We start from the raw sequence: 25,007 nt of genomic DNA on the forward strand, positions 1-25,007 counted from the left end.
TATGAAAGAAAAAGGATGTATAGAAATAATAACATTTAAGCTCATTGATCATGTAAAGGACCAACAAGCTTTTGATGGATTTAAGGTGCTTGATGAATTCCAGAAGAAGTCTGCTGGTTCTGGATACTATGGAATGGATATTGCTAAGGTAGGTGAAGGTCAATGGACTTTAGTAATACACTGGCAATCGAAAGAACTTGAAAAAGAAGTAAGTTCAAAAATGCTGAAAAGTGATGAAACTAAGAGTTTTAAGATGTTGATTAATAATAAAACAGTTGTTAAAAATGTATATCCCTATTACTAAAAATGAAATAACTAAAGAGTATATTTTCTTATGAAATGTACTCTTTTAGTTGATATATGATAAAATAAATTATGTTTAATTAATACTATAAAAATGTGAGGTGAACAATAATTGGAGTAAAAATGCAATTCTTTAATAACGTTAATCCATTACTGGAGAAGTTTATTCGCCATTATTGGTATGTTTATGCTGAAGAGAATGAGTCATTTAAGCAAAAGTTGTTGTTGCCTATGGATCATGTTGATTTAATTATGACTCTGGGAGATTCATTTATTTATGCTAGAAATGAAGAAAAATATGAACCGGAAAGCATACATATTCATGGCATAAGAGAGAGTTCAGTACAAATAACTCAACCAAGAAAGATTCAAGCCTTAGGAATTAGTTTTACGCCATGGGGGTTTTATTTCTTGGCAAAACAACCAATGAACCAGTTTATTAATAAAATTGTAAATCTGAGTGTTATAAATCATTTGCTATGGAATGAGTTATTTGCTCATATGATGGAATTTAATAATCCTTCTGAATTCATAAAAACAATAGAGCAATCATTGATAAAGTACATTGAAACTAATGAACGAGAAGAACTTGACTGTAAAATCATTGAGGATTTTTTACAATGCTCAACTATAAAAGATTATTGCGAAATTAATGGAATATCAATACGGAGATTAGAACGTATTTTTACAAAATATATCGGCACAAGTCCCAAAAAGTTCATGGATATTATAAAATTTGAAGAATCAGCGAGAGGTGTTATGAATGACAAGGCATCTAGACTAACAGATCTTTCATATAAGTACGGGTACTATGATCAGCCCCACTTTACTAAAGTTTTTAAAGGTTATACTTATTATTCACCAAGAGATTTCCAGTCAAAAAAACCAGCATTAAAATCAGATTTGCATTATGAATAGCATCACTTTTTTTATGTTAGTGTGATATTCTGAAAATTTTATGATATAATTATTTCACTAAGATAAATAAAGGAGTTTTTAACATGCGTCACAAAATCAGACCCAGTAAACAAATGTCTAAGTTCACTTTCTTTATTGGTATCCTTTTTTGTATCATTGGTGTTATCTTTTTAGTTTTTGCAGCATCATCAGGTATCTTCATTGGTGTACCGTTCTTGTTAATATGGACAGGTATAGCTGTCTACATTACATATTATCATTATAGGAATGGCTTCACTGATAACCCTATTGGGCTCTATGATATAGATGTTGAAGAGAGTAACCCAAAGAAAGAAGAAAATTTCGGAGATAAGCTTAGAGAATTAGAACAATTAAAAGCTGATGGTCTCATTACAGAATCTGAATACAGAAAGAAACGTTCAGAAATAATGGATAAAGAATGGTAAGAGTAAAGATAAATGATATCTTAAGAGTGGAGTATGAAAATGATACCCCACTCTTTTTTATGTTCATACTGCATTACGCAGTTAAATTAAGACTACACGATAATACTTCTTTCATTTTGATGATTATCTAAAACTTCCTTAACTATTTGAAGTCCCTCATTCATCTCCTCTATGCTTTTAGGCGAACTTATAGCAATTCGTAAGGCATTATGTTCCGTGTTTAATCCTATAGAAAATCGTTTTGATGAAAAAACTTGAACACCCTTTTTGTAGCAATCATTTTCAATTATGATATCATCCAGCTGGCTAGGTAGCTTCACATATCGAAACATGCTGAACTGTGAGTGAAGTATATCATATCCTTTCATGGTTTCATTAAATATTGTATTTCTTTTCTTCAGTTCTTCTAATTTTATTTTAATAATTTTATCATACAAAGATGTCTTTATAAATAGAGATACAATTTCTGCATTCAATGGAGAAGCCATCCAAGTTAAACTATTAAGCACTTGTACAAGTTTTTTAACATAATGCTTTGGTGATCTTATATAGGAAATCCTTAGTGCAGGACTTAAGGCTTTAGAGGTGCCATGGATATAAAAACTTTGCTCTGGTAATAAGTCTGTTAGTGACGTAGTCAACTCTACCTCTGTAAAACTAAAGGTACCATCTTCTATCAAAAGCATATGATTCTTCTTGATGACTTCACTCAACGCTTCTCTTCTTTCAATAGGCATTGAAATACTGGTTGGATTATGACAGCTGGGTATAAGATATATTCCTTTTACCTTTTCACGTTGACAGATTTTATTTAGGTCATCCACATCCATACCATCCCTATCACTTTTCACAGGAATAAGTATAATACCAATAAGGGAAGTTATATTTTTAATCCCTGTGTAGGTAAAAGAATCTACAGCAATTCTATCACCTTTATTAAATAACCCCATTAATAAAACAGAGAGTGCATTTTGTGACCCAGATGTTATAAGTATATTATCAGGTTCTGTAAGGATACCATTCTTGGTAAGCCATTGTGAAGTAATATAACGGTGTTTACTATGACCTTCAGGTGGTGCATATTTTAATACTAACTTATAGTCAACTAATTCATTTATTCGTTTCATTTCTATTTCAATATGCTTGTTGATCTGGTATAAAGGTAGAACTGATCCCATCTCGATCACATGATCTTCCTCTTTAGATAATACATTATCTGGAATGCCTGCATTACTCGTTACAAATGTGCCACTACCTATTATTCCTTTTATCAAACCTCTTTCTTCACATCGTTTATAGGCTCTCGTAACTGTACTATGATTAATATTTAAGTAATTTGCAATAATTCTTTGTGGTGGTAATTTCGCTCCACTGCTCAAAACACCTTCTTCAATATCTTTTGCGATGCATTCTGCAATCTGTATATACAATGGGGTATTTGATTTTTCTATCTTTGGAACCCAAGTAATTTCATTCCCATAGTAATCGATCATTATTTAATCTCCTTTGTATTACATACAATTAAGTAATTGTACTAGTTAGAAAGATGCAATATACTGGTATTGTATCACACATTCATAAAAATTCTAGTCTATATATATTCAATTAAGGAGGTAATATCATGCAACATAGATATAGAAGTAAAATTCTAGACGAAATACGCAATCACTCATTGGATTCTGACCTAAAATTAGCTCACCAATTTGCCCTTGATTACATCAATAATGTAGATGATATGCCTGTTTTCCCAAAACCTAATGATTTAGACAGTCTTAAGGTATTTGATAGTCCATTAGGAGATGAACCAGAAAAAACAGAAGATATTCTAACTCAGCTACACCAATATGGAAGTCCAGCAACTGTTGCTCAGACAGGTGGACGTTACTTTGGTTTCGTCTGTGGTGGCATATTACCATCTGCTCTAGCTTCTAAATGGTTAACTGATGCTTGGGATCAAAATCCAGCTATGTATGTATTATCGCCGGTTGCATCAAAGATTGAGGCAGTAACAGAAAAGTGGTTAATTGGCTTGTTAGGATTGCCACCTGAAACAGTGGCTGGCTATGTCAGTGGCAGTTCAACTGCTACAATTATTGGATTAACTATAGGAAGGAATTATCTCTTAAAGAACCTAGGATATGATGTCTTTGGGCAAGGATTATTTAATGCTCCTGAGATAAAAGTTGTTCTTGGAGAAGGAGCCCACTCCACAATTTATAAAGCTCTCTCCATTATCGGTTTAGGTAATGAGCGGATTCACAAAGTACCATGCGATGACCAGGGGCGTATTCAAGTTGACCAAATGCCTCCTCTAGATCATAAAACCTTGTTAATCCTACAAGCTGGTCATGTGAATACTGGCAACTTTGATGACTTTCAAACTTTATGTACCATGGCAAAAGAAGCTGGAGCCTATGTCCATGTGGATGGTGCTTTTGGTCTATGGGCTGCTGCTAATCCTGAATTTAAACACCTAACAGATGGTGTTCAATTAGCTGACTCTTGGTCAGTTGATGGTCATAAGACATTAAATACCCCTTATGATAGTGGTATCATTCTATGCAGACACAGACAACTATTAATTAATTCCATGCATATGGTCGGGTCATATATTATCCTCAGTGAAGATCGAGACAACATGCTGTACACTTCTGAAATGTCCAGGAGAACAAGGGCAATCGATTTGTGGGCTACACTAAAAGGATTAGGAAGAAAAGGTGTTGCTGAACTTGTATGGGAACTTCACAAGAAAGCAGTCTACTTCGGTGATCTGCTTAAAGAAGGTGGTTTAGATATGCTCAATGACATTGTATTTAACCAAGTTCTTGTACGCTTTAAATCCGATGAAAAAACAGATACTCTTATTAAGATGGTCCAAGACTCTGGCGTCTGTTGGTTAGGCGGTGCTAAATGGCAAGGTCAATCTGTCATGCGCATTAGTGTAAGTTCCTATAAAACGACCTATGAAGATATAGATACATCTGCTGAAGATATTCTTAGACTGGCAAGAGAATTAGATAGTTAGAAGTATAAATAGTACACCTTTTATACCTCTATGTCTACTTACAATAGTTATCCAGAGTGCTATAATAATATCACGTTATAGAACTAATAAGGAGGATAATTAGATGACTGTAGATATAAAAGCTAATGGAAGCTGTAGACAGATTCCTTTTAATAAGGTACATATTACTGATGCATTCTGGACAGAGCGTATGAAAGTGCACCAAGATGTAACCCTTGATCTCTGTATTAAACGATGTGAAGAAACAGATCGTATTAAAAACTTCATAACTGCATCCAAAGGTGAGAACAAAGGTGCATATGTTGGCAGATTCTACAATGATTCAGACGTGTATAAGGTTCTTGAAGGTGCAGCCTACTCACTCATGCATCAGGAAAACAAAGAACTTGAGAAGAAAATAGATGAGATTATTGGCTACATAGGTAGCGCTCAAGAAGAAAATGGCTATCTTATGGCTTATTATACAGTGGAAGAGCCTGAGGGGCGTTGGACAAATCTAGACCGTCATGAAATGTATTGTGGCGGTCACCTAATAGAGGCAGCTGTAGCTTACTATCAAAGTACTGGTAAGAGAAATTTTTTAGATATCGCATGTAAGCTTGTTGATCACTATATGGACACTTTTGGTCCAGACAAACGCAACTGGGTGCCAGGTCATGAAGAAATCGAACTTGCTCTTGTTCGTTTATATGAAGTTACTGGTGAAGAGAAGCACTTAAGATTCGCATACTGGCTCTTAGAACAACGAGGAAAAGGTTATGGCAGTAATGAAGGGGATGTTAAGTTTGAACCAACAGCGGAACATATTTCTCACCCTGAATATTATCAAAACAATGTACCTGTTAAGGATATTGAAAAGGTTGTAGGTCATGCAGTTCGAGCAATGTACCTCTATACAGGTATGGCTGATGTGAGTAAATATGTGAATACTGACTATGAGCATGCTCTTCGTAGAGTTTGGGATAACGTGGTCAATAAAAACCTATACATTACAGGAGGTATCGGTCCATCTAAAAAAAATGAAGGTTTTACTGTGGATTATGATTTGCCTAACAAGACTGCTTATTGTGAGACATGTGCCGGTATTGGTTTAACACTATGGAACGCTCGTATGTCTTGGTTAGAAGGTCATGGTAAGTACATGGATGTTGTTGAGAGATCACTCTATAACAACATCATTGCAGGATGGGCTCTAGGCGGTGATACTTTCTTCTATGTCAATCCATTAGCAGCAGATGGTACACATAATCGCAAGCCATGGTATAATACAGCTTGCTGTCCAACTAACTTATGCCGTTTTATCCCTTCTATTGGACAATATATCTACTGCATAGACAATGATGAAGTTGTAGTGAATCTCTTCATTGATAGCGAAGTGGAAATGGCATATAAAGGTCATAACCTGCGTTTAATCCAAGAAACAACTTACCCGGTTAGCTCGGTTATCAAGTTAAGACCAGAGTATGAAGGTAAGGAACCTGTTCAATGTCGTTTAAGAGTACCTGAGTGGTGTAATAGCTTCACTGTTCAAGTGAATGATAAAGAGGTATTAGCACCTGTCACAAATGGCTATATCCAAGTAACATGTGAAAATGGCCAGACTATTGAGTTGAACATGGATATGCCTGTACGTCTTGTTCTTGCTAATGAGAAAGTAACAATGAATGAAGGAAAAGTTGCCATTGTAAGAGGTCCCATTGTGTATGCTCTTGAACAACAAGACCAAGATCAGCCACTAGCGGACATTAAAATACCATCTAATGCTCTATTCAGAGTAAGTAATGAATCTATAGGTGGTTTACCTAAAGTAATTTGTTACAGCCGCGATGGACAAAAGCTTGCTACTTGTATTCCTTACTTTACGTGGAACAATAGAGGCGAAGATGCTATGCAAGTATGGTGTGTTGAGGAGAAAGCAGAATCTCTCTATTATTAAGCATTAGAAAATATATGAATAAATGAAAAGGCTTATTTCAGTTCATGAAGTAAGCCTTTTGCATTTAATCTTCCTATCCTTTTAACCCAGATGTACTTACCCCTTCCACAAAGTGTTTTTGTAAGAAGAAGAAGATAAGTGTCGGTGGTATGATGGATACAAGTGACATTGCTATAACAGAATTCCAATTCGTTTGGGTTGTAATATCTAGTGACATACGTAAACCTAGTGGCAGAGTAAACTTCTCAACGCTATTGATGTAAACAAGAGAATTGAAGAAATCATTCCAACTCCAAATCAGTTCAAATAATCCAGCAGATATGATAGCAGGTTTACAGATTGGTACTAGTATTTGAGTTAATATCCTAAAGGAATTACAACCATCTATCTTAGCTGCCTCATCCAAATCCCTTGGTATGGATCGAATAAATTGTACTAACATAAAAACAAAAAAGGGCTTTGTTGCAAAGGCGGCTGGTACAATAAATACGCGATAAGAATCAATCCAACCTAAGTTTTTGAAAAGTAAGTACCTTGGTACCATAACTACTGCATTGGGTAACATGAGAGTTGATATAAGTATAATAAATAAAGTCTTCTTAAATGGAAATTGGAATCTTGCAAAACCATAAGCAACAAAAAGACTTGATACGATGGTACAAAGTACTGTAGGTGTTACAACTTTAAATGTGTTTAAGTAAAATGTTGAGAATGAAACTTGACCATTACCTTTCCATCCATTGATAAAACCTTCTAAAGTGAAACTCTTAGGAATTAAACTGAAAGAAGATAAAATCTCTTGATTATCTTTAAAAGCATTGGATATGAGTATTAATAATGGACTCATCATAATGAATGTAAATAGGATTAATAAGGTATAAGTAAAAATCTTTTTATGTCTCACAAGCATTAGAAATCACCTCCATCACCATAATGAACCCACATACTTGATTTCTTAAATAAAATGAATGTAAATATTAATATGATAGCAAATAATACCCATGATAACGCTGATGCATAACCCATCTTAAAAAATTTAAAAGCATTGTCATAGAGTAACATACCATAAAGGTAGGTTGACTTCATTGGACCACCATTGGTGATAATAGCTGCTGAAGTATATTCCTGTAAACAGTTAATCATCTGCATGATCAGATTAAAAAAGATAATTGGTGATAATAGTGGTAGTGTGATGTTAAAGAAACTTCTAATCTTACTAGCACCATCTATCTTGGCAGCCTCATAATAAACTTGTGGTATGTTTTTTAAACCTGCTAGAAATAAAACCATGGATGAACCAAACTGCCATACAGTCAATAAACCTATATTATAAATAGCTAGATCTGGATTTCCAATCCATTCCACAGGACTTATGTTAAATACTTCAAGAATCTGATTAATAATACCCGTATAGCCAAAAATAAAACGCCATACAATAGCTATCCCTACGCTACTACCTAAGATTGAGGGTAAATAAAACATGGTTCTAAAACCGTTAATAAATTTCAATTTCATATTAAGTATGAGTGCAACAAATAAAGCAAATCCCAACTTAAGTGGTAAGGCAAATAGTGCATATGAGAAGGTCACTTTGAGTGAATTGAGGAATTCACGGTCTTTAGTCAATATCTTGATATAGTTATCTAATCCAACAAATTCAGGTCTTGCAATAATCGGATACTCGGTAAAAGAATAAATAAAAGACGATACAATTGGATATAATTGAAAAACTAGAAAACCTATAATCCATGGCATTATGTATAGGAATGCTATATAGTCCCATCTCTTCTTGTTTGTTTTTAGCATAGCTACTCCTTTCTTAACAAAGCAGATAAATACTTTTATCTGCTTTGTTAATATCAATCTATTTAATTTCTTCTAATACAGTATTCAAATCTTCAACTAATTTGTTTGCAGCTTCTTCAGGTGTAAGATCTTTATAAGCAACACGTTGCACCATGTCTTTTAACATCTGTTTTACTTGTTGATTAGTCATTGGAACGCTTTCCTTAATGCCTGCCTTTTCTACAGATAGATCAATGGCTTTACTTTGAATTGGAGACAGTTCTTCAGCTTCTAATAATGCATCTTTCGCTAAATAACTTGATGGAATACCACGAATTGTTCCAAGAAGCAAAGCTGCATCTTTATTGTTAAAGAAGTATTCTACAAACTTAGCTGCTTCCTCTTTTTGATTACAATCATTATTGACCGCAATCAATTGAGATGGTCTAACGACAATCCCTGTGTTCGCAGTATTGTCCATAATAGGTATTAAGCTCGTATCATATTCAATATTTTCATCAACAATATAGGCAGATATTGTACTAGCCCAATTCACAGCAAGTCCAACTTTACCCTCTATCCAGTTTGGTGTCTCAAAATCTTTACCGCTATATGCTGCTAATTGTGATTCTGGAATAACAACATTGTTCTCTACTAATTGGTTATAGTACTCATATGCCTCTTGCAAATCAGCTACGTCAAAACCTAAAGTATAATCATCTTTGATAAATTTATCCCCAGCTTTTTGAACAACATATTTCTCAACTAGCACAAATCCATCAGTTAGTAAATAATAGTCGCCGCCTTGTTCATGAAACTTTTTGCCAAGTTCAAGAATATTATCCCAATTCCATTCTGTATTTGGATCAATGCCTGCTTTATTTAGTGCATCGTTATTTTGAATCATTATTGAGCCATTTATTCCTGTAGGAAGTCCTACAACTTGATCATTGATCATACAAAAATCTTCAATGAATTTTTGGTCAAAAGTATCCGTATTAATTGTATCCATAGTGTTCATGTCAACAAACATATCTTTATCCTTAGAAAATTCGTAAATCCAAGGTTGATCAATCTGCATAATATCTGGAGCAGTACCACCAGCAAGTTGAGTTGTTAACTTCTGATAATAACCATCCCAACCACTATACTCTGCCTTAATTTTTACATTTGGGTTTAATCTTTCATACTCTTCAATTAATGCTAGTGTTCCTTCATGCCGAGATTCTCCACCCCACCATGAGAATCTTAAAGTAATGGGTTCGTCTTCTTTTTCACCCTTGTCAGCTTTTTCTTCTGATTGTTGCTGATTGGTATTTTCATTTGAAGAACTGTCCTCAACTGTGTTATCTTTACTACAGCCAGCCAAAAAAGAAACCATTAACATAACAACACATAAAAAACTTAATATTCTTTTCATTTCATATCCCCTTTCCTTTTCGTAAAAATATGTCCTGAGATTCACATTCCCTCTGTGAACTCTTCATGTTAGGGAAATTCATTTGATCCTAACACAACTCTATTATAGTTAATTTTTATTTCAACTAGTATGACTCTTAGCTATAAAATGGTATCATATTTTAATTACTTTAAAAATATTTTTTCAGAAGGTATCATTTTCTACGATATTCTTCGTAGCTTATGTCCCTATCTTAAGATATCATACTTTGATATAATACAAATGAGGTGATATGGATGTACCGTTTACTTATTGTTGATGACGAATATGAAATACGCAATGGGCTTAAAAATTATTTTCCATGGGAAACCCTTGGGTTCCAAGTTGTCCAAGATTGTTCAAATGGAAAAGAAGCCCTTCAATACATCGATAATAATCCTGTTGATGTTTTATTATGCGATATTAAACTCCCCTTTATGTCTGGAATAGAAGTTGCCCAAACATTATATGAGCAGAAATCACCAATAACTGTTTTATTTTTGAGTGGCTATAGAGATTTTGAATATGCAAGGCAAGCGATTAAATACAATGTCAAACACTATCTTGTGAAACCTACCAAATATGATGAACTTGTCAACATTTTTACAGAGGTAAAGAAAGATTTAGATAAGGTCTATAGAGAAAAAGCTGAAAACGATTTTGCCTATTACGATGATCTTGTTATTAAAGTCAAACGCTATATCAATGATCAGCTGGACATTGCTAACCTAAATGAAGCATCTCATATTGTAGGGCTTACCCCTAACTACCTTTCAAAAATCTTCAAGGATATAACAGGTATCAATTTTTCTCATTATTTATTAGATGTGAAGATGCAGAAATCAAAAGAGTATCTGATGAGTACACAGCTTAAGACATATGAGATCAGTGATAAATTAGGATATGGTAACCCTAAGAATTTTACTCGTACATTCAAAAAACATTTTGGAATGTCTCCCAGAGAGTTTCGTAATAAAAAACAGCTGAGGTCATGAATATGAAAAAGAAATTTTTTATTAAAAATTTAATAACATTTATTATACCTATTATCATCCCTGTTATTGTATTGGGTACTTTAAGTATTACATTACTGACCATCTATAACTCCAAATCCATTAGTAATAATACCATCAACTCTTTGGAGAAAACGAAACAAAGTGCAGATATCATTTTTCAAGAATCTGATGGCATTTTATTAAATTTTACCCATAGCATTAAAATTGCTACTGCAACTAAGAACATACTGAATACGGACTCTTATTCCTTGTATGATATTCAATCTTTAGGTTTAATTAAAAATCTACTTTATTCAACCACCACAGCTAAACAATATATCCATTCCATTTACGTTTATATGAGTCAACCAGACAAATCTAACCCAAGAGTACTGACAACGACGGTAGATTTAGTTGTTCTGAATCAGATGGTAGATACAGATTGGTATGATACTTACAGAACTGAATTAGTTGACAAATCCCTTTACAGTGAATCACGGCCTATGATGTCCTACGCCTTTGAAACAGAGCCGGTACAAGTCCTTACCATCTATCGTAAACTTAATACTACCTATGCACCTAATGAGAATGGTGTTGTGGTATTAAATCTTAACCAAGATTATGTTGATCATCTATTGACCAATCAAAGCGCTTATAAAGAGCAAAAAGTATTGATTCTCAATGGTTCTAGGGAGGTCATCTCGAAAAGTGATAACGTGACTGATGAAGACATTCAATACTTTGAAAATAATGAGATCAATGATGATGCTCAGGAAGAAGTCAAAATCAATGGGGAAGATTACTTACTCTATCATGCTAAATCAGCTAATAAGAATTGGACCTATGTAACACTATCCCCTAAATCATTAGCATATAAATGGTCCTATCCTCTTTATGTTATCGTTATTTTGGTTATCCTCATTTCATTTTTTATCGCTCTCATCTTAACCTATCTCATAACGAAGAGAAATTATAACCACTTACTTAATATCGTTGATATGTTGGAATATGCAGGTTCTAAAAAAAAGCTTCCACCAATAAAAGATGCTAATAATGAGTATGAATTCATTACTCAGAACATCATCAAGACCTTCTTAGAGCAGCAGTATTTAAAAAGTGAACTAGCTACAAGGAAATATAAACTGAAAGCAATGGAACTATTAGCTTTGCAGTCTCAGATGAATCCACACTTTTTATTTAATACGCTTGAGACGATTAAATGGAAAACCATTCAGTTAACCGGCAGTAGTAATCAAGCCTCTAAAATGCTGGAGCATCTGTCGGATATTCTCAGTTATACGCTGGAATATACAGATGATATGACCACTTTAGATGAGGAGATCAAATACACCAAAGACTACCTCTCCATCATGAGAATACGATACCCTGATAAGTTCTTTGTGACTTGGGATTATGATGAAACATATAAAGACTTACCTATCATCAAGTTATTGTTGCAACCCTTAATTGAAAACAGCATCTATCACGGCATTAAAGAAAAAGAAGGTATCAGTGAGATTAAGATTAAAATCAAAGTAAGACAAGATTGTATAGTTGTTCATCTGTATGATAATGGATTAGGCATGACTGAAGAGAAGTTAGCCCACATAAGGCATATGATGAGGAATAAGCACCCCCTTCAATCCAAGCATGTTGGTCTCATTAATACTTGCAAACGCATACAACTGGCTTATAATGATCAAGCTACTATTTACATTTACAGTGAGTTGGGAGAAGGGACGCTTATTAGTATGAAGTTGCCTGTTCAAAAGAAAATCTAACAAGCATGTCATGAATGAAAAAATAGATTAGTTTCACTTTTCTCTTATATAAGACATATGATATTTTGAGACTTTGAAAGGATTTCATAATATGAGAAATAGAGTATTTCGACCATATCCTTATCCTTACTGGTTCTATAGACCAATGCATCAACAACATACAAAAAGACAAAATGCAGAACTTAAAGACTATGGACCTGAGCCATTTGTAATCGATATTGAAGAAGCTACTGTTCAAAACGATAACTATCGAACAGCTTTATGGACGGGTGATCATCTGCAGCTTACTTTAATGAGTATCGATGTGGATGATGATATCGGATTAGAGGTTCATCCTAATGTTGACCAATTTCTACGCATAGAAGAAGGTGAAGGGCTCGTTAAAATGGGGAATAGTAAAGATCAGTTAGATTTTGAAGAAGAGGTAGAAGACGATTTTGCTATTATTGTACCTGCTGGAACATGGCATAATGTCATCAATACAGGTGACAAACCACTTAAATTATACTCCATTTATGCACCACCTCAGCATCCATTTGGTACAGTTCACGAAACTAAAGCCGTTGCAGAAGCTGAAGAAGGAAATCATGGTTCATGATCATGACATCAGAATTATTGGGATAAGTCAATTGACTTATCCCAATATTATTTAGAATCTTTATGATTCTTCTTACTTCATTTAATTTAATTCCTATTTACTCTACTTAATATTAATCTCAAGGGACTTAAATGTACTTTCAATCTCTTTGTCAGCAGTTCCTTTATCACTGTAATATAATTTTTCTCCATCAATGATGAGCTCTACGCCATAGGTTTCACCAATAATCTGTACATTACCTTCTGAATCTCCTTGATAAATCATTGCTTTTATATGTTCTGAAGCATCCCAAATACCAAATTCATATATAGTATCATAAAATGCATCCGTAATTTCATCCGCAATAAAAAAGCAGTTATCATATATGACATTTAGACTTCTTATAAAATATTTCTTGTTCACATCAGGTGTGATCATGGTCACCTTTCCTGTAGCAATTTCGACTCTAGCAACCACATCACTTCCTAATCCAACCCTAAGATCCATTCTAGGATATAGTGAATTCAAAACGACATAAATATAGTCTTCTGTAACTTGAAAGGAACCTTTGGCTTTATAATCTTTAGTCAATTCATGTTGTTTCAGATCCATTAGCAACTTTGATTCTCCTGTTTGATGGCTAAGTTGATATATAACTCCATCCTTCAATGAGTACATATGATCTTTATTTGCTGATATTATATATACAACACTATCGTCATATACAGTAAGCTTTTCCTCCTCTAAATCATACCTAAGTAAATAATACCATACTCCGGTTTCAGATTCAGCATCCTCTGATTTACTCTTAAAATAAACAGCCCCCTCATGAACAATAGGTGTAAAATCTGTTACGATATCTGCTTCCACAAGAAGTGAAAATTGCTCAGTATTTATATTATAACTATACAGTCCTGCAGATGAATCTTCTGAATTATTACCTGCCTTAACTAAGATATTTGGATCAACAACGAGATAAACTGTACCATCTTCAGATAAAAATGGCGCGTATTCTACTAATGAAAAGCCTGGAAAACCCTTGGTAAAGTCTGAATGTTCTATTATTGCCTTAAACTCTTGGCTAACATTATCAAAAACACTGAATTCAAAAGGACTGCCTTTAGATCCAAATGCAGGTACAAAATTATCACCATACTTTGTTGCACCTATGTAGTATTTTGACAACATACACCTGACTACCATATCATAATTGGAATTGTAAAAATTATTGAAACTAAAGTCATACACTGCTTCATCATTTTCCAACAATATATCTTCTTTTGACTTAATGTTATTATTTTGTTTGATTGTTGATTGATAAGGGTCTTTTGCATCTATCTTTTCTTCAGTACTGGATGCATATATAATACCTGAAGACAGAAAAATTATTCCAACAAATATGTATAATAAGACTCTCTTTTTCATATTCCACCTCTTACATTTATTTATATTTATAAGATACTTTGCTATTATATCATACAGAAATACCATTGTAAAATTTCCCCACAATAAAAGAAACATGGTAACTCAAAGTACGGTTACCATGTTCTACTCACTGATCTATTTCATTAGTTTCATCATTTCTGTTGGATTTAATCCAACTGCTAAGTCATTGGCATCACCTTTATAAGCTTTATACCACTCTAAAGCTGAAAGAAGTGTTTCTTCAATAAGTCTTGTTTTCAATCCCGCTTTTAGAGCTTTAGTTATATCAACACAGTGAATACCAACAGCCATTGTCTCATCATAACATAATGGAAAGGCTTGGCTTTTCTCTATGCCATGTTCTAGAAGCCATTGTTCATTCACTTTCTTCAATTGGCACTCAGGATTAATGAACTTATGACAGTCTTGAATAAACTCTTTGAAAGTATAGGATTGTTCTGGACCTGTTAATAGATATATGCCATGTAATTCCTTTTCTAGCCCATGAATAATAAATGCTGCTAAATCCCTAACGTCGATAAATTGAAAACCTAAATCACCGGTTTCTGGTACAATCATCTCTTCCATGGCATCCATCATAACTGGCCAATAAGTAAATCTATCTGTATGGTCTCTCTCTCCAACAATAAAACCTGGCCGGATGATGAGACTGTTCTCATGCCCCAACATATCCGTCAATACCTTCTCACAGCCAACCTTCAACGGACCATATGTTCCTCCAGTAATCTCTTTTGAATCAAAATCAATGCCGCAAGTAGGATCTGTTTCTTTAAAGTGAGCTATGCTTAAATCACACGTAGAAATGGTAGAAACAAGTAAGTACTTTTTAATGCTGTCGCCTAGAGCTCTTACTGACTTTTCAACCTGATGAGGGAAATAAGCGCATGTATCGATAACTGCATCAAAATCCATTCCCTTTACTTTTTCCATATCTTCATTCCTATCACCAGTTATGCATGGAAATTGGGGCAATAGCTCTTTGTAGGTTTGACCTCTGTTAAAAAAGGTGACATCATGCCCTCTTTTTTCTGCTTCTAAGGCAATGTGATACCCAATAAATTTTTTACCACCAATAATAAGAATCTTCATGACTTCTCCTCCTCAACTTTTACCAAACTATATGCTTTTAAAATTTAAAGCATGCAATATTATATTTATTATAAAAGATTTTCCAAAGCATCACAACCAAGATTACTTACTTAAATATGTTTACATCTGTAAACTAATTCATATTTCCTGCTTACTCTATTTTCCCCTTTATTATTTATCTCGAATATGTTTTAATAAGGGGTAGTGATTGTTTAGAGAAATGGAGAAGAATTATTATGAAACTTTTTTTGGCACCTATACAGGGTTTAACTATTGCTTATTATAGAAATATATATGCCGATCTTTTCGGTGGAATAGATGCCTATTATGCACCCTTTATCACGACTACCAGTATGAGGAAAACCAACTCCTCACTTTTTAAAGATGTATTGCCAAGTGTCAATGATGATACGCTTACGGTAGTACCTCAACTCCTTGGTAATAATGGAGCTGATTTTCGATTTTTTGCTTCAACCATTGCCAAGATGGGTTATAACGAGATCAATTGGAACATTGGTTGCCCTTACCCAACAGTGACAAAAAAGAAAAAGGGGTCTGGTATCATGCCCTATCCAGATATGATCAAAGCCGTTCTGGATGAAGCTTGTTTAGATGATTCTTATCAAGTAAGTGTAAAAATGCGATTAGGCTTGCATGATCTTGAAGAAGGCATGGAGGTAATAGAACTACTCAACGACTATCCTCTGAAGGGTGTCATTATCCATGGACGTACAGGTGATCAAAAGTATGAAGGAACCGTTAATCTCGAAGGATTTGAAAAGCTGTATGCCGCCTGCAATCATAAGGTCACTTATAATGGAGATATCTTTACTTATGATGACTTCAAGAAGATCAGTAACCAATTCCCATCCATCGATAATTTCATGTTAGGTCGTGGTGCTCTTAGAGATCCTTTCTTACCATCCATCATTAAAAATAATGGTGTCTACGAAAAGAATGAAATAGAAAAAATAAAAGAGTTTCATGATTCTGTTTTTAACTATTATGAATCCATACTTTCAGGCGATAAACACCTATGTGATAAAATGAAAGAATTCTGGATTTATCTTTCCATACATCTTGATTCCAGTGGGAAGCTTTTCAAGAAGTTTAAGAAGTGTAAAACAAAGAAGGGTTATTTAGATGTTGTTGATCGAGTTTTTGATTCAACGATTACATGGAGAAAATCACTTTAAGATGAATACTCTATTATCATCACATCATAAATCAGTTGGATAAGCATTTATTGCTTATCCTCTATCATAGTTATTGGTATATTGTAATGTTAAATAACCTATAATAACTTCAACTTATTAGTAGATTGTAATCATCATTAGATGGTATAACCTGAATTAATCAAGATTACAGGTGAAGTACTTAATCACAAGGTAGACTTATGCTAAACGATTCTAAAAATATGTTAGCTAGATAAGAGTTGTATGGTATACTAAAAGAAGGTAGCAAATCACCATTCAGATATTAACCACTTCTTATAATACTCTTATAATATTTTTCTAAGATTCTACAATAACTTCTGTTAGATTATTCCCTACTTTTACGTTTATGTCCTTGAGAATGCACTACAAGTGAAATGTGTCTAAGATGTTATTCAAAAGATAATAGGAGGTAAACAGATGGAAGAACAATTATTCAGTGATAAAATAGCCGCGCAGAACAATGTTCCAAAGTTATTTTCCCAGGACGGTCATGAACCCCCTACTGCCTATCTCAAGTTCTTTGACGAACTTAGTTATTGGACATGGTATGTGCTAGAAGCTGAGAAGCAGGGAGATGGTGATTATATGTTTTATGGTTATGTCGAAGGATTGGTCAATGAATTAGGCTATTTTTCCTTAAGTGATTTGAACAGCATTAATGAAAAGTGTACTCGAGTAAGGCGCGATTATCATTTTAAGCCAACCCCTTTGGCACAAATAATAAAATAGTATTCTCAAAACGCAATTTAGCAAAAATTATATATAAAAAAAATTGCCCCTACATTGAAATTTTAGGAGCAACTTTTCTTGGCATCTGAATTACTAATGAATAATATAATGATAGATATCATCTCGTATAGGCGTGTGAAGCCGATAAGTGATTTCAACAGCGTTTTTACTTGTATTAGCCATTGTAAATTCCTCCGGCTCACCAACAGTGTTTATTCTTCCTAAGTAATAAAATTCCTTTGAAACTTTATCATCTTTGTTTTTTCGAACAAATAATAGCATGTTTACCTGATCTTCTTGTGCATTGTATGCTTGAACAACATCTGGTGAAGTTTTTGTTCTTCCCGACTTAGAAATAGCAATCAGTTGAGAAGGTGATAAGAACCTATCTTCATAATTAATTGTGGAACTAATATCATCTTCTTTATGGTAATTAATAAAAACTGGATATGTTTTCGTTTTTTTATGATATTTATAACCACCGATATTCGTAGCGACTTCACACTTTTCCCATTCTAATAGTCGACAGACATCTTCATAGGTGTATTTTTTATAGAGTACGAAATTCGTATTATTATGTCTATGAGAATAATCTCGTTCATAACGATTGATACCAAAAGTAATGAGTTTCTTTACGTGAGTAGCAAAGTAAGGATCACGTAACAACTCCTTAAAGATAGGTGAAATGCAATAGTCATCACCGTCATTAGTAATAAAAAGGCATTTTTCAAAAGTCTGTTTTCCCGTTCCTGAGGGGAACTCATTAGTAAGAACATTTACGATTGAGGTTTTTGTGTGTTCTGTGAAATCAATATTATAGTTATCTTTCATGACTTTCTCTAATCGTGAGAGAGCATGATAATCATTTTCCATAATGAGCTTAATTAAGTATAACTCGTGGATACGTTTCCCTGATGCCAGTTTACGACAAATGAATTCCATGAATAATTCTTGACATTCCGAAAAAGTCAAGTCATAATCTTTCTCGTACTTTTTTAGAAACATATGGTACGACCCTAGACTCTTGTTTTCAAAAATTCTTAAAGGATCAATGGATTCATAGCTATCAAAATCACTAAGTTCAGGTATGTGACCTAATTTATCTTTTAATTTTATGTAATTTTCCTTTATAAATTTAATTTGGTTAAACTTTACTTTATCCAAGGAATTAAAAATTCTTCTTTTTGATACTTTATCAAAATTAATGGTGGAACATCCCGGGATAACCCGATTACCTTCCACTACATATCTTCTATAGTTATCCTTGTTAAATGTTCTATCACCCGAAAGTGCTACTGGAATCAAAAAGTTATTATCATAATTTCCAACAAAATCAATAATAACAACGTAATCCTTACAGGGATGTTTTCTCAGACCACGTCCCAGTTGTTGAACAAATATGATAGCCGATTTAGTAGCTCTTAGCATGATAACTTGATTAACGCTCGGTATGTCCACACCTTCATTGAAAATATCTACGGTAAAAATATAATCCAAAGAGTTGTTAGTCTCATCTTGTTCAAGACGTCTTATTGCCTCTTTACGATCATCTTGGCTATGATCCCCTGTTAATGCAAGTGTCTTAAATCCTCGTTCATTAAATTTATGTGAGAGTTCTTTTGCTTCTGCTGTATTACTGCAAAAAACCAATCCTTTTACGCGATTGCCGGAATATCCATAGAAATGAGCTTTATCAATTATATGAGAAACCCGGTGGTTTTCAACAAGGTATTTAAATGCAGTATGTTCGTCTATGACCTTTCCGTTAACGTATACATCTTGGATTCCAAAATAATGAAATGGACAAAGAAGATCTTCTTCAAGTGCTTGTTGTAGTCTTATCTCATATGCAATGTTATAATCAAACAGTTCAAAGATATTAAAATCGTCGTTTCTTTCAGGAGTCGCTGTCATGCCAAGTAAAAACTTTGGCTGAAAGTAATCAATAATTTTATGATAACTTTTTGCTCCTGCCTTATGTACTTCATCAATAATAATATAATCAAATTGCAATTTATCAAAGAGAGAGAGAGTATTTTCTTTACATAAAGACTGAATCGTTGAAAATATAAATTCTTTGTGAATATCTTTTGAATTCCCGGTCAATAAGCCCATGGATTTGGTGTCTCCAAAAACATTTTTATAACTTTCTATTGCTTGCTTAGCAATTTGTTCACGATGGACAATGAACAACGCTCTGGAAGGATTGACATTTCTAAGATCAAAAGCGGATAAGTAGGTTTTACCAGTACCAGTTGCTGAAATTAACAAGGCTTTACTCTTTCCTTGAGTCCGCATTTTACCAAGGCAGGCAATGGCTTCTACTTGCATTTTATTAGGTTTAAGTTTGTACTGTGAAAGCGAAGGTACTTTACTTTTCCTAACATACTCACGTTGTTGAAGGTAGATTTTTTCATAAGCATTAATCCACTCCATCGTTAATTCCTTGGAATCTTCCCACATGAGTTGGAAGTCTTGAATAACTTCCTCGGTTAATGCACCTTCTTCTAAAGATGAGATACGTACATTCCATTCTTTATTTTTTGTTAAGGCAGTTTGAGTGAGGTTAGAGCTACCTATTATAATTTTATAACAATCTTCATGTTCAAATATATAGCCTTTTGTATGAAAAGCATCTCGGTCATACATTTTCACATTTAAGTTGGTAAAGGATAATAAACGTTTTAAAGCAGTAGGTTCACTAAAACTCAGATAATCTGTTGTTAAGATTTGTCCTTTTACACCTTTTTCTTCTAATTCTTTTAATGTTTGAAGAATGGGGGTAAGACCGCTATTTGTAATAAATGCCACAGAAATTCTAAAATGCTTACAATTCTCAAGTTCAGAGATAATATGGCTAAGAACTTTACTGCCATGTTTATAGTCATTTATGAGTAGACGGGGATTGAGTGCTAAATTTCCTTCTACAGTATTATCAATTAAACTATTTTTTGCAGATATCAAGATTTCTTCTTTAATGCTCAATGGAGCAGCAGTCGTATTAATGTTCATCTTTTATCACCTACTAATCTTTTACTTCACTTTTTAGATGTTCAATAAATGGAACATCTGCTGGTGCCCAATTTAGAGAAGTGAGATGTTCTCGTTTTAACCAGAGAAGAGTAGCATGCTCTTTGGCGATAGGCGTACCAGATGTAATTTTACATTTGATAGCTATTAAGTTTACTATAAAATTGTCATATTCGTGGGTATGCTCATTGTAAATATTGAAGGCTTCAATGGTACAATCCAGCTCTTCTTTGATTTCTCTTTCAATAGCTTGTTGAAGATTTTCTCCTTCTTCAACTTTACCGCCAGGAAATTCCCATGTATTTGGTAGTGGCATCTGCAAAGAACGAAGTGCACAAAGAATTTCTGTATGAGGGTTTTCAATTATTGCACAAACCACCTTTATTTTCTTTTTCATTTCGTATCACCTCATAACTATTTTAGCAGATATTTGATAAATATAATAGATCCTGTTCTAAATGGTCCTCTCAATGATGATGTCACATATTAAATAATACAAAAACGACTATCCTTAAAATCTTTCTTTAATTATATTTTTCATCAGAATCTCTAACTCATTTATTATATGTAGCTATACTTTTTCTCCAATTTTACTAACTTTGACATGCTATCCAAAACTTCTGAACATAATTATTATCTACTGCCAGTTGAAGCTCCTGAACAACTTTATTCCTTTTATGATTGGTAAAAGTTTGTAATAACTCCTTATTCCGTTCTTCTAATTTTCTTATAGAGTTCTCATTTGGGATAATATTGTTTTTCATAGAATTGCACCCTCTATGAGCGTATACCAAATTCCACAAATCATCTGAATATAAATATGACCATGGTATAACATGGTCTATAGACAATAATCCCTTTTCAATTTTCGTATCACATATAAAGCAAATATGATTTGGATTATACATATCAAGATACTTCATATATTGATTTAATGGTTTTCTTCTTATTTTAACATCGTCTATAATTCGTACCTTCTTACATATTCTTGGAGTACTATTAAATGTCTCCAGAATCAGCGACCATCTGTAGTTAATTGTATCAAATATCTGCAGAGCATTATCCTTTAGTGTTTTTAAATCTTTTGCTTGAATAAATAAACTAGCATCACCTTTCTCATATTGATATATATCTTCAAGTTTCTTCCCACCTAGGTTTAAAAACCTGTAACTCACATCAGCTTTTAAGACTGTAGTTATTTTCTTTATAGTACTTCGAAAGTGCTTATTTAAGGCTATGTCATTAACTAATACATGTTGTATTTTTTCAAATCTTATCGGTTGTTTTGTTTCTAGTGACTGATACTTATCTATAAGCACCTTCGTGAGAGTGAGAATCTTAGGTGGTCTTAATGGATTACTCCCTTGAATAAGGTTAAAAAAGATTATTTGATTCCAATAATATTTTATAACCTTATGGGCAATCGCTTCCAATGATATTTCGTACGTTTCACAAATATTACTATAGTCAGCTTCAAGTGCTATTTCAACTATTGCTTTTGCCCATGCCATTTTATATGTATTATCATAATTACAATTTCTTAAAATATCGTACCAACTGCTCAAAAAAGTACTATTCATTTCGTCTCCTCTTCAATTGATTGTATTCTTTAGACAATTCATCTTACTTACTACTAATATCCTTCCTTTATTATTTTAAAATTTCACCAATTAGTCGTAATATATTTATCCATATCATTATTAATATTTCTCTTAATCCTTAATTGTCTACTTCTATTACCAGTAGAACTGAATATATGTCTAGAGTCTCTTCAGAAACTTTAGATACCTACCAAGGAGTTATCCTTTCTAGGAGAAAACATTAAAATATAGGTATTAATTGCATTAACTATATTAAACCATTATATATATGATGTGTCTAGTTTTGATTAATGGGATTTTTTATGTATTTAAAAAAGCCTTACCTTCAATTGTATTATAAAAGGTAAGACTTATATTTATAATATGAATCTTTTTGGACCTATGATACTTGATTCTAGCTTCATAATCACTTGTGATCTTTTGAAACTCTTCAAAGCTGATTTCATCTTTTACAACAATCACATCTGTATGTGTTGTTCTTCTTGATGGAGTTGGTTTTACAAAAATCATCTTTCTTTGTCATATTGAAATTTCAGCCCTAATAGAATGTTAATTTTATCCATTTGCATTGCTCCTTTTTCCCATTTTTTAGTTAATTTGAACTTACCATAATTTACACTGTGATCACTTCAGTAAAATGGCTTAATCCTCATGAAATAAGCCTTCCAAGCATTTGTAAAAATCAGGTGAACATAGCTTAAATATGATCAGTTCTTTGGTTAATTGAAGTAATAAAAATCCACAACTCTCCTAATAGGGTCGTGATGGATTTTATATTAAAGCAACTATCTTGATTAAATTAATCTATAAGATACAACTTTAATTATCATATATATTTAAGTAACAGCATTGACTAATGTTTTGTTTACTAAAATACTATTATTCTTAGTTATTAACTTGTAAATTACTGAATAACAATTCATAATCTCATAAATCCTCCTTTTCATAAAAAAACGCCTAGGAGTATTTACCTAAGCGATCAATGATATTTATTAAGTCCTTTACTTACTAAGCTGAAATATCAGCTTACCGGTTGTATCAATGAAACCCCATATACCATCTTTTATTACAATAGCCCGTCCATTGTGAAAGTTCTCTACATCATCATATTCTATCTCTGTAATCAAATTACCATTCATGTCAATGAAGCCCCATTTACCTTCCACTTCTAAAACCTGAATAGGTTCTCCTGGGCTAGGAGCACCTGGGGGAATGCTGTTTGGATTAGCCTCTCGCCATTCATACCAATCCATGTAACCCCATTTCTCGCCATACCTTACAGCTGCCAGTCCCTCGTAGAAACCATATGTCCCATCCCACTGAGGTTCTGAAATTACCTTACCTGTTATATCAATAAATCCTACCCCGTCATCTGTAATTACAGTACTTACCCCTTTTTCAAAACTGCCTCCTACCCATGGAGACTCAAAAGGTACCTGACCATTCATATCGATGTAGAACTTTTTATCATCTTTCAATGCAACACCTATTCCATCTGAGAAATCACGAGCATAGTCGAGCTGGTCTATAATTACCTCACCTGTCATCGTATTTATGTAACCATAGTAGTCACCTTTCCTCACAATACTCGGCATCTCATAAGCCATATAATTCCGGTCTATCTGATCCCATTGTGGTTCTGAAATTATCTTACCAGTACTATCAATAAGACCATATTTACCATCCTTTGATATAACAGCTATTCCCTCATGAAAATCGCCAATATAATCCCACTGAGATTCAAAAAGCACCTTGCCGGTTATATCTATGACGAAAGTTTTATCATCCTTCTTTGCTAAAGCTATCCCATCAATGATGTCGTCAATATAATCCCACTGAGGTTCTACAATTACATTACTAGTTATATCAATGAGACCATATTTATCATTCACAACAATCGTACCTACTCCATTTGCGAATCCCTCGAGCACATAGTTTGATTCTAAAGTTATTGTTTTTCCACCACTAAGAGTGTAGATTTTTGAACCATCCTCCATCCTAACATATGGTATGGCGTATGCAGGCATTACGTACGCCCCCAAGGGAAATTCTGAAGATGAAACCTGTTTTCCAGTTGTTATATCATATATGTATATGTAGGTACCATCTGTTATAGGAATCCATTTCTCAGTTATAAAACCCATTATACTATTCCACTTAGGTTGAATAATCACCCTTCCTGTTGCTACTTCTAATAACCCTAGTCCCTTGCTACCCTTCATGGTCGCCAACTCCAATGACTTAAAATACACAGCCTCCCACTCAGGTTCAACAGTTATATTACCGTCTTTATCCACAATGCCATATTTACCGTCTTTTTCAAAGATGGCATAATCGCCGACGAAATTCTCAATAGAATCCGCATATACAGGTATTGTACCTAGAATTAATGTAACTAAAATCAACATCGAAATAATTCTTCTCATAATTTGTAACTCCTTTCTGTAATTGATCAAAGATGCTGCTGCTCCAGCAGTCGTCATAATAAGGCATTTTCGACCACATTACCTTCTTTTCCAATAATATACGATTATAGTATAGTATACTATAAAAAGGTCTGAGTAACAAGAATTCACCTTATTCTGGGAGTAAAAAATTAATATGATCCGACCATTGAGGTACATATAGATGTTGTATTTATTTACCTTAGCTCTTTGAGTATATTTTCAATATTGATAATCCCGTGACCGT

21 protein-coding genes are annotated in these 25,007 nt (G+C 33.5%); 10 read left to right on the top strand and 11 right to left on the bottom strand.

Annotated elements, in window-relative coordinates:
- Window position 1: 1 nt before the first annotated feature.
- The 3 genes from C1Y58_RS04115 to C1Y58_RS04125 all read left to right on the top strand — a co-directional run bounded on the left by C1Y58_RS04115 (window position 2) and on the right by C1Y58_RS04125 (window position 1,667).
- Window positions 2-304, top strand: a complete 303-nt coding sequence (locus tag C1Y58_RS04115; RefSeq protein ID WP_105614705.1) for a hypothetical protein — start codon at window positions 2-4, stop codon at window positions 302-304.
- A gap of 122 nt (window positions 305-426) precedes the next feature.
- The gene (locus tag C1Y58_RS04120; RefSeq protein ID WP_105614706.1) at window positions 427-1,221 is read left to right on the top strand and encodes a helix-turn-helix domain-containing protein; all 795 of its coding nucleotides are present in this window, start codon (window positions 427-429) and stop codon (window positions 1,219-1,221) included.
- An 83-nt stretch (window positions 1,222-1,304) separates the two neighbouring features.
- Window positions 1,305-1,667, top strand: a complete 363-nt coding sequence (locus C1Y58_RS04125) for an SHOCT domain-containing protein (protein ID WP_105614707.1) — start codon at window positions 1,305-1,307, stop codon at window positions 1,665-1,667.
- Window positions 1,668-1,759: 92 nt separating this feature from the next.
- Here the strand turns inward: C1Y58_RS04125 and C1Y58_RS04130 are convergent, their stop codons facing one another.
- A complete protein-coding gene (locus tag C1Y58_RS04130; protein WP_105614708.1) occupies window positions 1,760-3,160 on the bottom strand; it encodes an aminotransferase-like domain-containing protein in 1,401 nt (466 codons plus the stop codon).
- Between the two features lie 128 nt (window positions 3,161-3,288).
- Here C1Y58_RS04130 and C1Y58_RS04135 point away from each other — a divergent pair, with 128 nt between their 5' ends.
- Window positions 3,289-4,692, top strand: a complete 1,404-nt coding sequence (locus C1Y58_RS04135) for a pyridoxal phosphate-dependent decarboxylase family protein (RefSeq protein WP_105614709.1) — start codon at window positions 3,289-3,291, stop codon at window positions 4,690-4,692.
- A 103-nt stretch (window positions 4,693-4,795) separates the two neighbouring features.
- Complete coding sequence (locus C1Y58_RS04140; protein ID WP_105614710.1) at window positions 4,796-6,628, top strand: glycoside hydrolase family 127 protein; 1,833 nt, start codon at window positions 4,796-4,798, stop codon at window positions 6,626-6,628.
- Between the two features lie 73 nt (window positions 6,629-6,701).
- Here the strand turns inward: C1Y58_RS04140 and C1Y58_RS04145 are convergent, their stop codons facing one another.
- From C1Y58_RS04145 to C1Y58_RS04155, 3 genes are read right to left on the bottom strand one after another with little or no spacing between them, the layout of a single operon-like run.
- Window positions 6,702-7,532 (bottom strand): carbohydrate ABC transporter permease, encoded by an 831-nt coding sequence (locus C1Y58_RS04145; protein WP_408646587.1) that lies wholly within the window; start codon window positions 7,530-7,532, stop codon window positions 6,702-6,704.
- Between the two features lie 5 nt (window positions 7,533-7,537).
- A complete protein-coding gene (locus tag C1Y58_RS04150) occupies window positions 7,538-8,434 on the bottom strand; it encodes a carbohydrate ABC transporter permease (RefSeq protein WP_105614712.1) in 897 nt (298 codons plus the stop codon).
- A gap of 58 nt (window positions 8,435-8,492) precedes the next feature.
- Window positions 8,493-9,833 carry an ABC transporter substrate-binding protein gene (locus C1Y58_RS04155; RefSeq protein ID WP_105614713.1) on the bottom strand — a complete coding sequence of 447 codons (1,341 nt, stop codon included), beginning with the start codon at window positions 9,831-9,833 and terminating at the stop codon, window positions 8,493-8,495.
- A 275-nt stretch (window positions 9,834-10,108) separates the two neighbouring features.
- On the opposite strand from C1Y58_RS04155, the gene C1Y58_RS04160 reads away from it, so the two are divergent.
- The 3 genes from C1Y58_RS04160 to C1Y58_RS04170 all read left to right on the top strand — a co-directional run bounded on the left by C1Y58_RS04160 (window position 10,109) and on the right by C1Y58_RS04170 (window position 13,225).
- Window positions 10,109-10,846 carry a response regulator transcription factor gene (locus tag C1Y58_RS04160; RefSeq protein WP_105614714.1) on the top strand — a complete coding sequence of 246 codons (738 nt, stop codon included), beginning with the start codon at window positions 10,109-10,111 and terminating at the stop codon, window positions 10,844-10,846.
- A gap of 2 nt (window positions 10,847-10,848) precedes the next feature.
- A complete protein-coding gene (locus C1Y58_RS04165) occupies window positions 10,849-12,627 on the top strand; it encodes a sensor histidine kinase (RefSeq protein WP_170311511.1) in 1,779 nt (592 codons plus the stop codon).
- Window positions 12,628-12,718: 91 nt separating this feature from the next.
- Window positions 12,719-13,225 (top strand): cupin domain-containing protein, encoded by a 507-nt coding sequence (locus tag C1Y58_RS04170; RefSeq protein ID WP_105614716.1) that lies wholly within the window; start codon window positions 12,719-12,721, stop codon window positions 13,223-13,225.
- Between the two features lie 102 nt (window positions 13,226-13,327).
- Here C1Y58_RS04170 and C1Y58_RS04175 read toward each other — a convergent pair whose 3' ends face one another.
- Together C1Y58_RS04175 and C1Y58_RS04180 are read right to left on the bottom strand one after the other, a co-directional pair.
- Window positions 13,328-14,629, bottom strand: a complete 1,302-nt coding sequence (locus C1Y58_RS04175) for a hypothetical protein (protein WP_105614717.1) — start codon at window positions 14,627-14,629, stop codon at window positions 13,328-13,330.
- Window positions 14,630-14,764: 135 nt separating this feature from the next.
- Window positions 14,765-15,739, bottom strand: a complete 975-nt coding sequence (locus C1Y58_RS04180; RefSeq protein WP_105614718.1) for an NAD-dependent epimerase/dehydratase family protein — start codon at window positions 15,737-15,739, stop codon at window positions 14,765-14,767.
- Between the two features lie 236 nt (window positions 15,740-15,975).
- Here C1Y58_RS04180 and C1Y58_RS04185 point away from each other — a divergent pair, with 236 nt between their 5' ends.
- Entirely contained in the window at window positions 15,976-16,935 is a 960-nt protein-coding gene (locus C1Y58_RS04185; protein ID WP_105614719.1) for a tRNA dihydrouridine synthase, read from the top strand.
- A gap of 438 nt (window positions 16,936-17,373) precedes the next feature.
- On the top strand, window positions 17,374-17,685 hold the full coding sequence (locus C1Y58_RS04190) for a DUF2958 domain-containing protein (protein WP_105614720.1): 312 nt from the start codon (window positions 17,374-17,376) through the stop codon (window positions 17,683-17,685).
- 93 nt (window positions 17,686-17,778) lie between these two features.
- Here the strand turns inward: C1Y58_RS04190 and C1Y58_RS04195 are convergent, their stop codons facing one another.
- From C1Y58_RS04195 to C1Y58_RS04215, 5 genes are all read right to left on the bottom strand, one after another.
- Window positions 17,779-20,697 carry a DEAD/DEAH box helicase gene (locus C1Y58_RS04195; protein ID WP_105614721.1) on the bottom strand — a complete coding sequence of 973 codons (2,919 nt, stop codon included), beginning with the start codon at window positions 20,695-20,697 and terminating at the stop codon, window positions 17,779-17,781.
- 13 nt (window positions 20,698-20,710) lie between these two features.
- Window positions 20,711-21,112, bottom strand: coding sequence for a (deoxy)nucleoside triphosphate pyrophosphohydrolase (locus C1Y58_RS04200; RefSeq protein ID WP_105614722.1), 402 nt, complete (start codon window positions 21,110-21,112; stop codon window positions 20,711-20,713).
- A gap of 196 nt (window positions 21,113-21,308) precedes the next feature.
- Complete coding sequence (locus C1Y58_RS04205; protein WP_105614723.1) at window positions 21,309-22,295, bottom strand: HNH endonuclease; 987 nt, start codon at window positions 22,293-22,295, stop codon at window positions 21,309-21,311.
- Window positions 22,296-22,616: 321 nt separating this feature from the next.
- Complete coding sequence (locus C1Y58_RS04210) at window positions 22,617-22,826, bottom strand: hypothetical protein (protein WP_105614724.1); 210 nt, start codon at window positions 22,824-22,826, stop codon at window positions 22,617-22,619.
- A 491-nt stretch (window positions 22,827-23,317) separates the two neighbouring features.
- A complete protein-coding gene (locus C1Y58_RS04215; protein ID WP_170311512.1) occupies window positions 23,318-24,742 on the bottom strand; it encodes a WG repeat-containing protein in 1,425 nt (474 codons plus the stop codon).
- Window positions 24,743-25,007 lie beyond the last annotated feature (265 nt).

This window comes from Vallitalea okinawensis, from assembly GCF_002964605.1.
In the GTDB taxonomy this organism is placed as follows: domain Bacteria; phylum Bacillota; class Clostridia; order Lachnospirales; family PQDH01; genus Vallitalea_A; species Vallitalea_A okinawensis.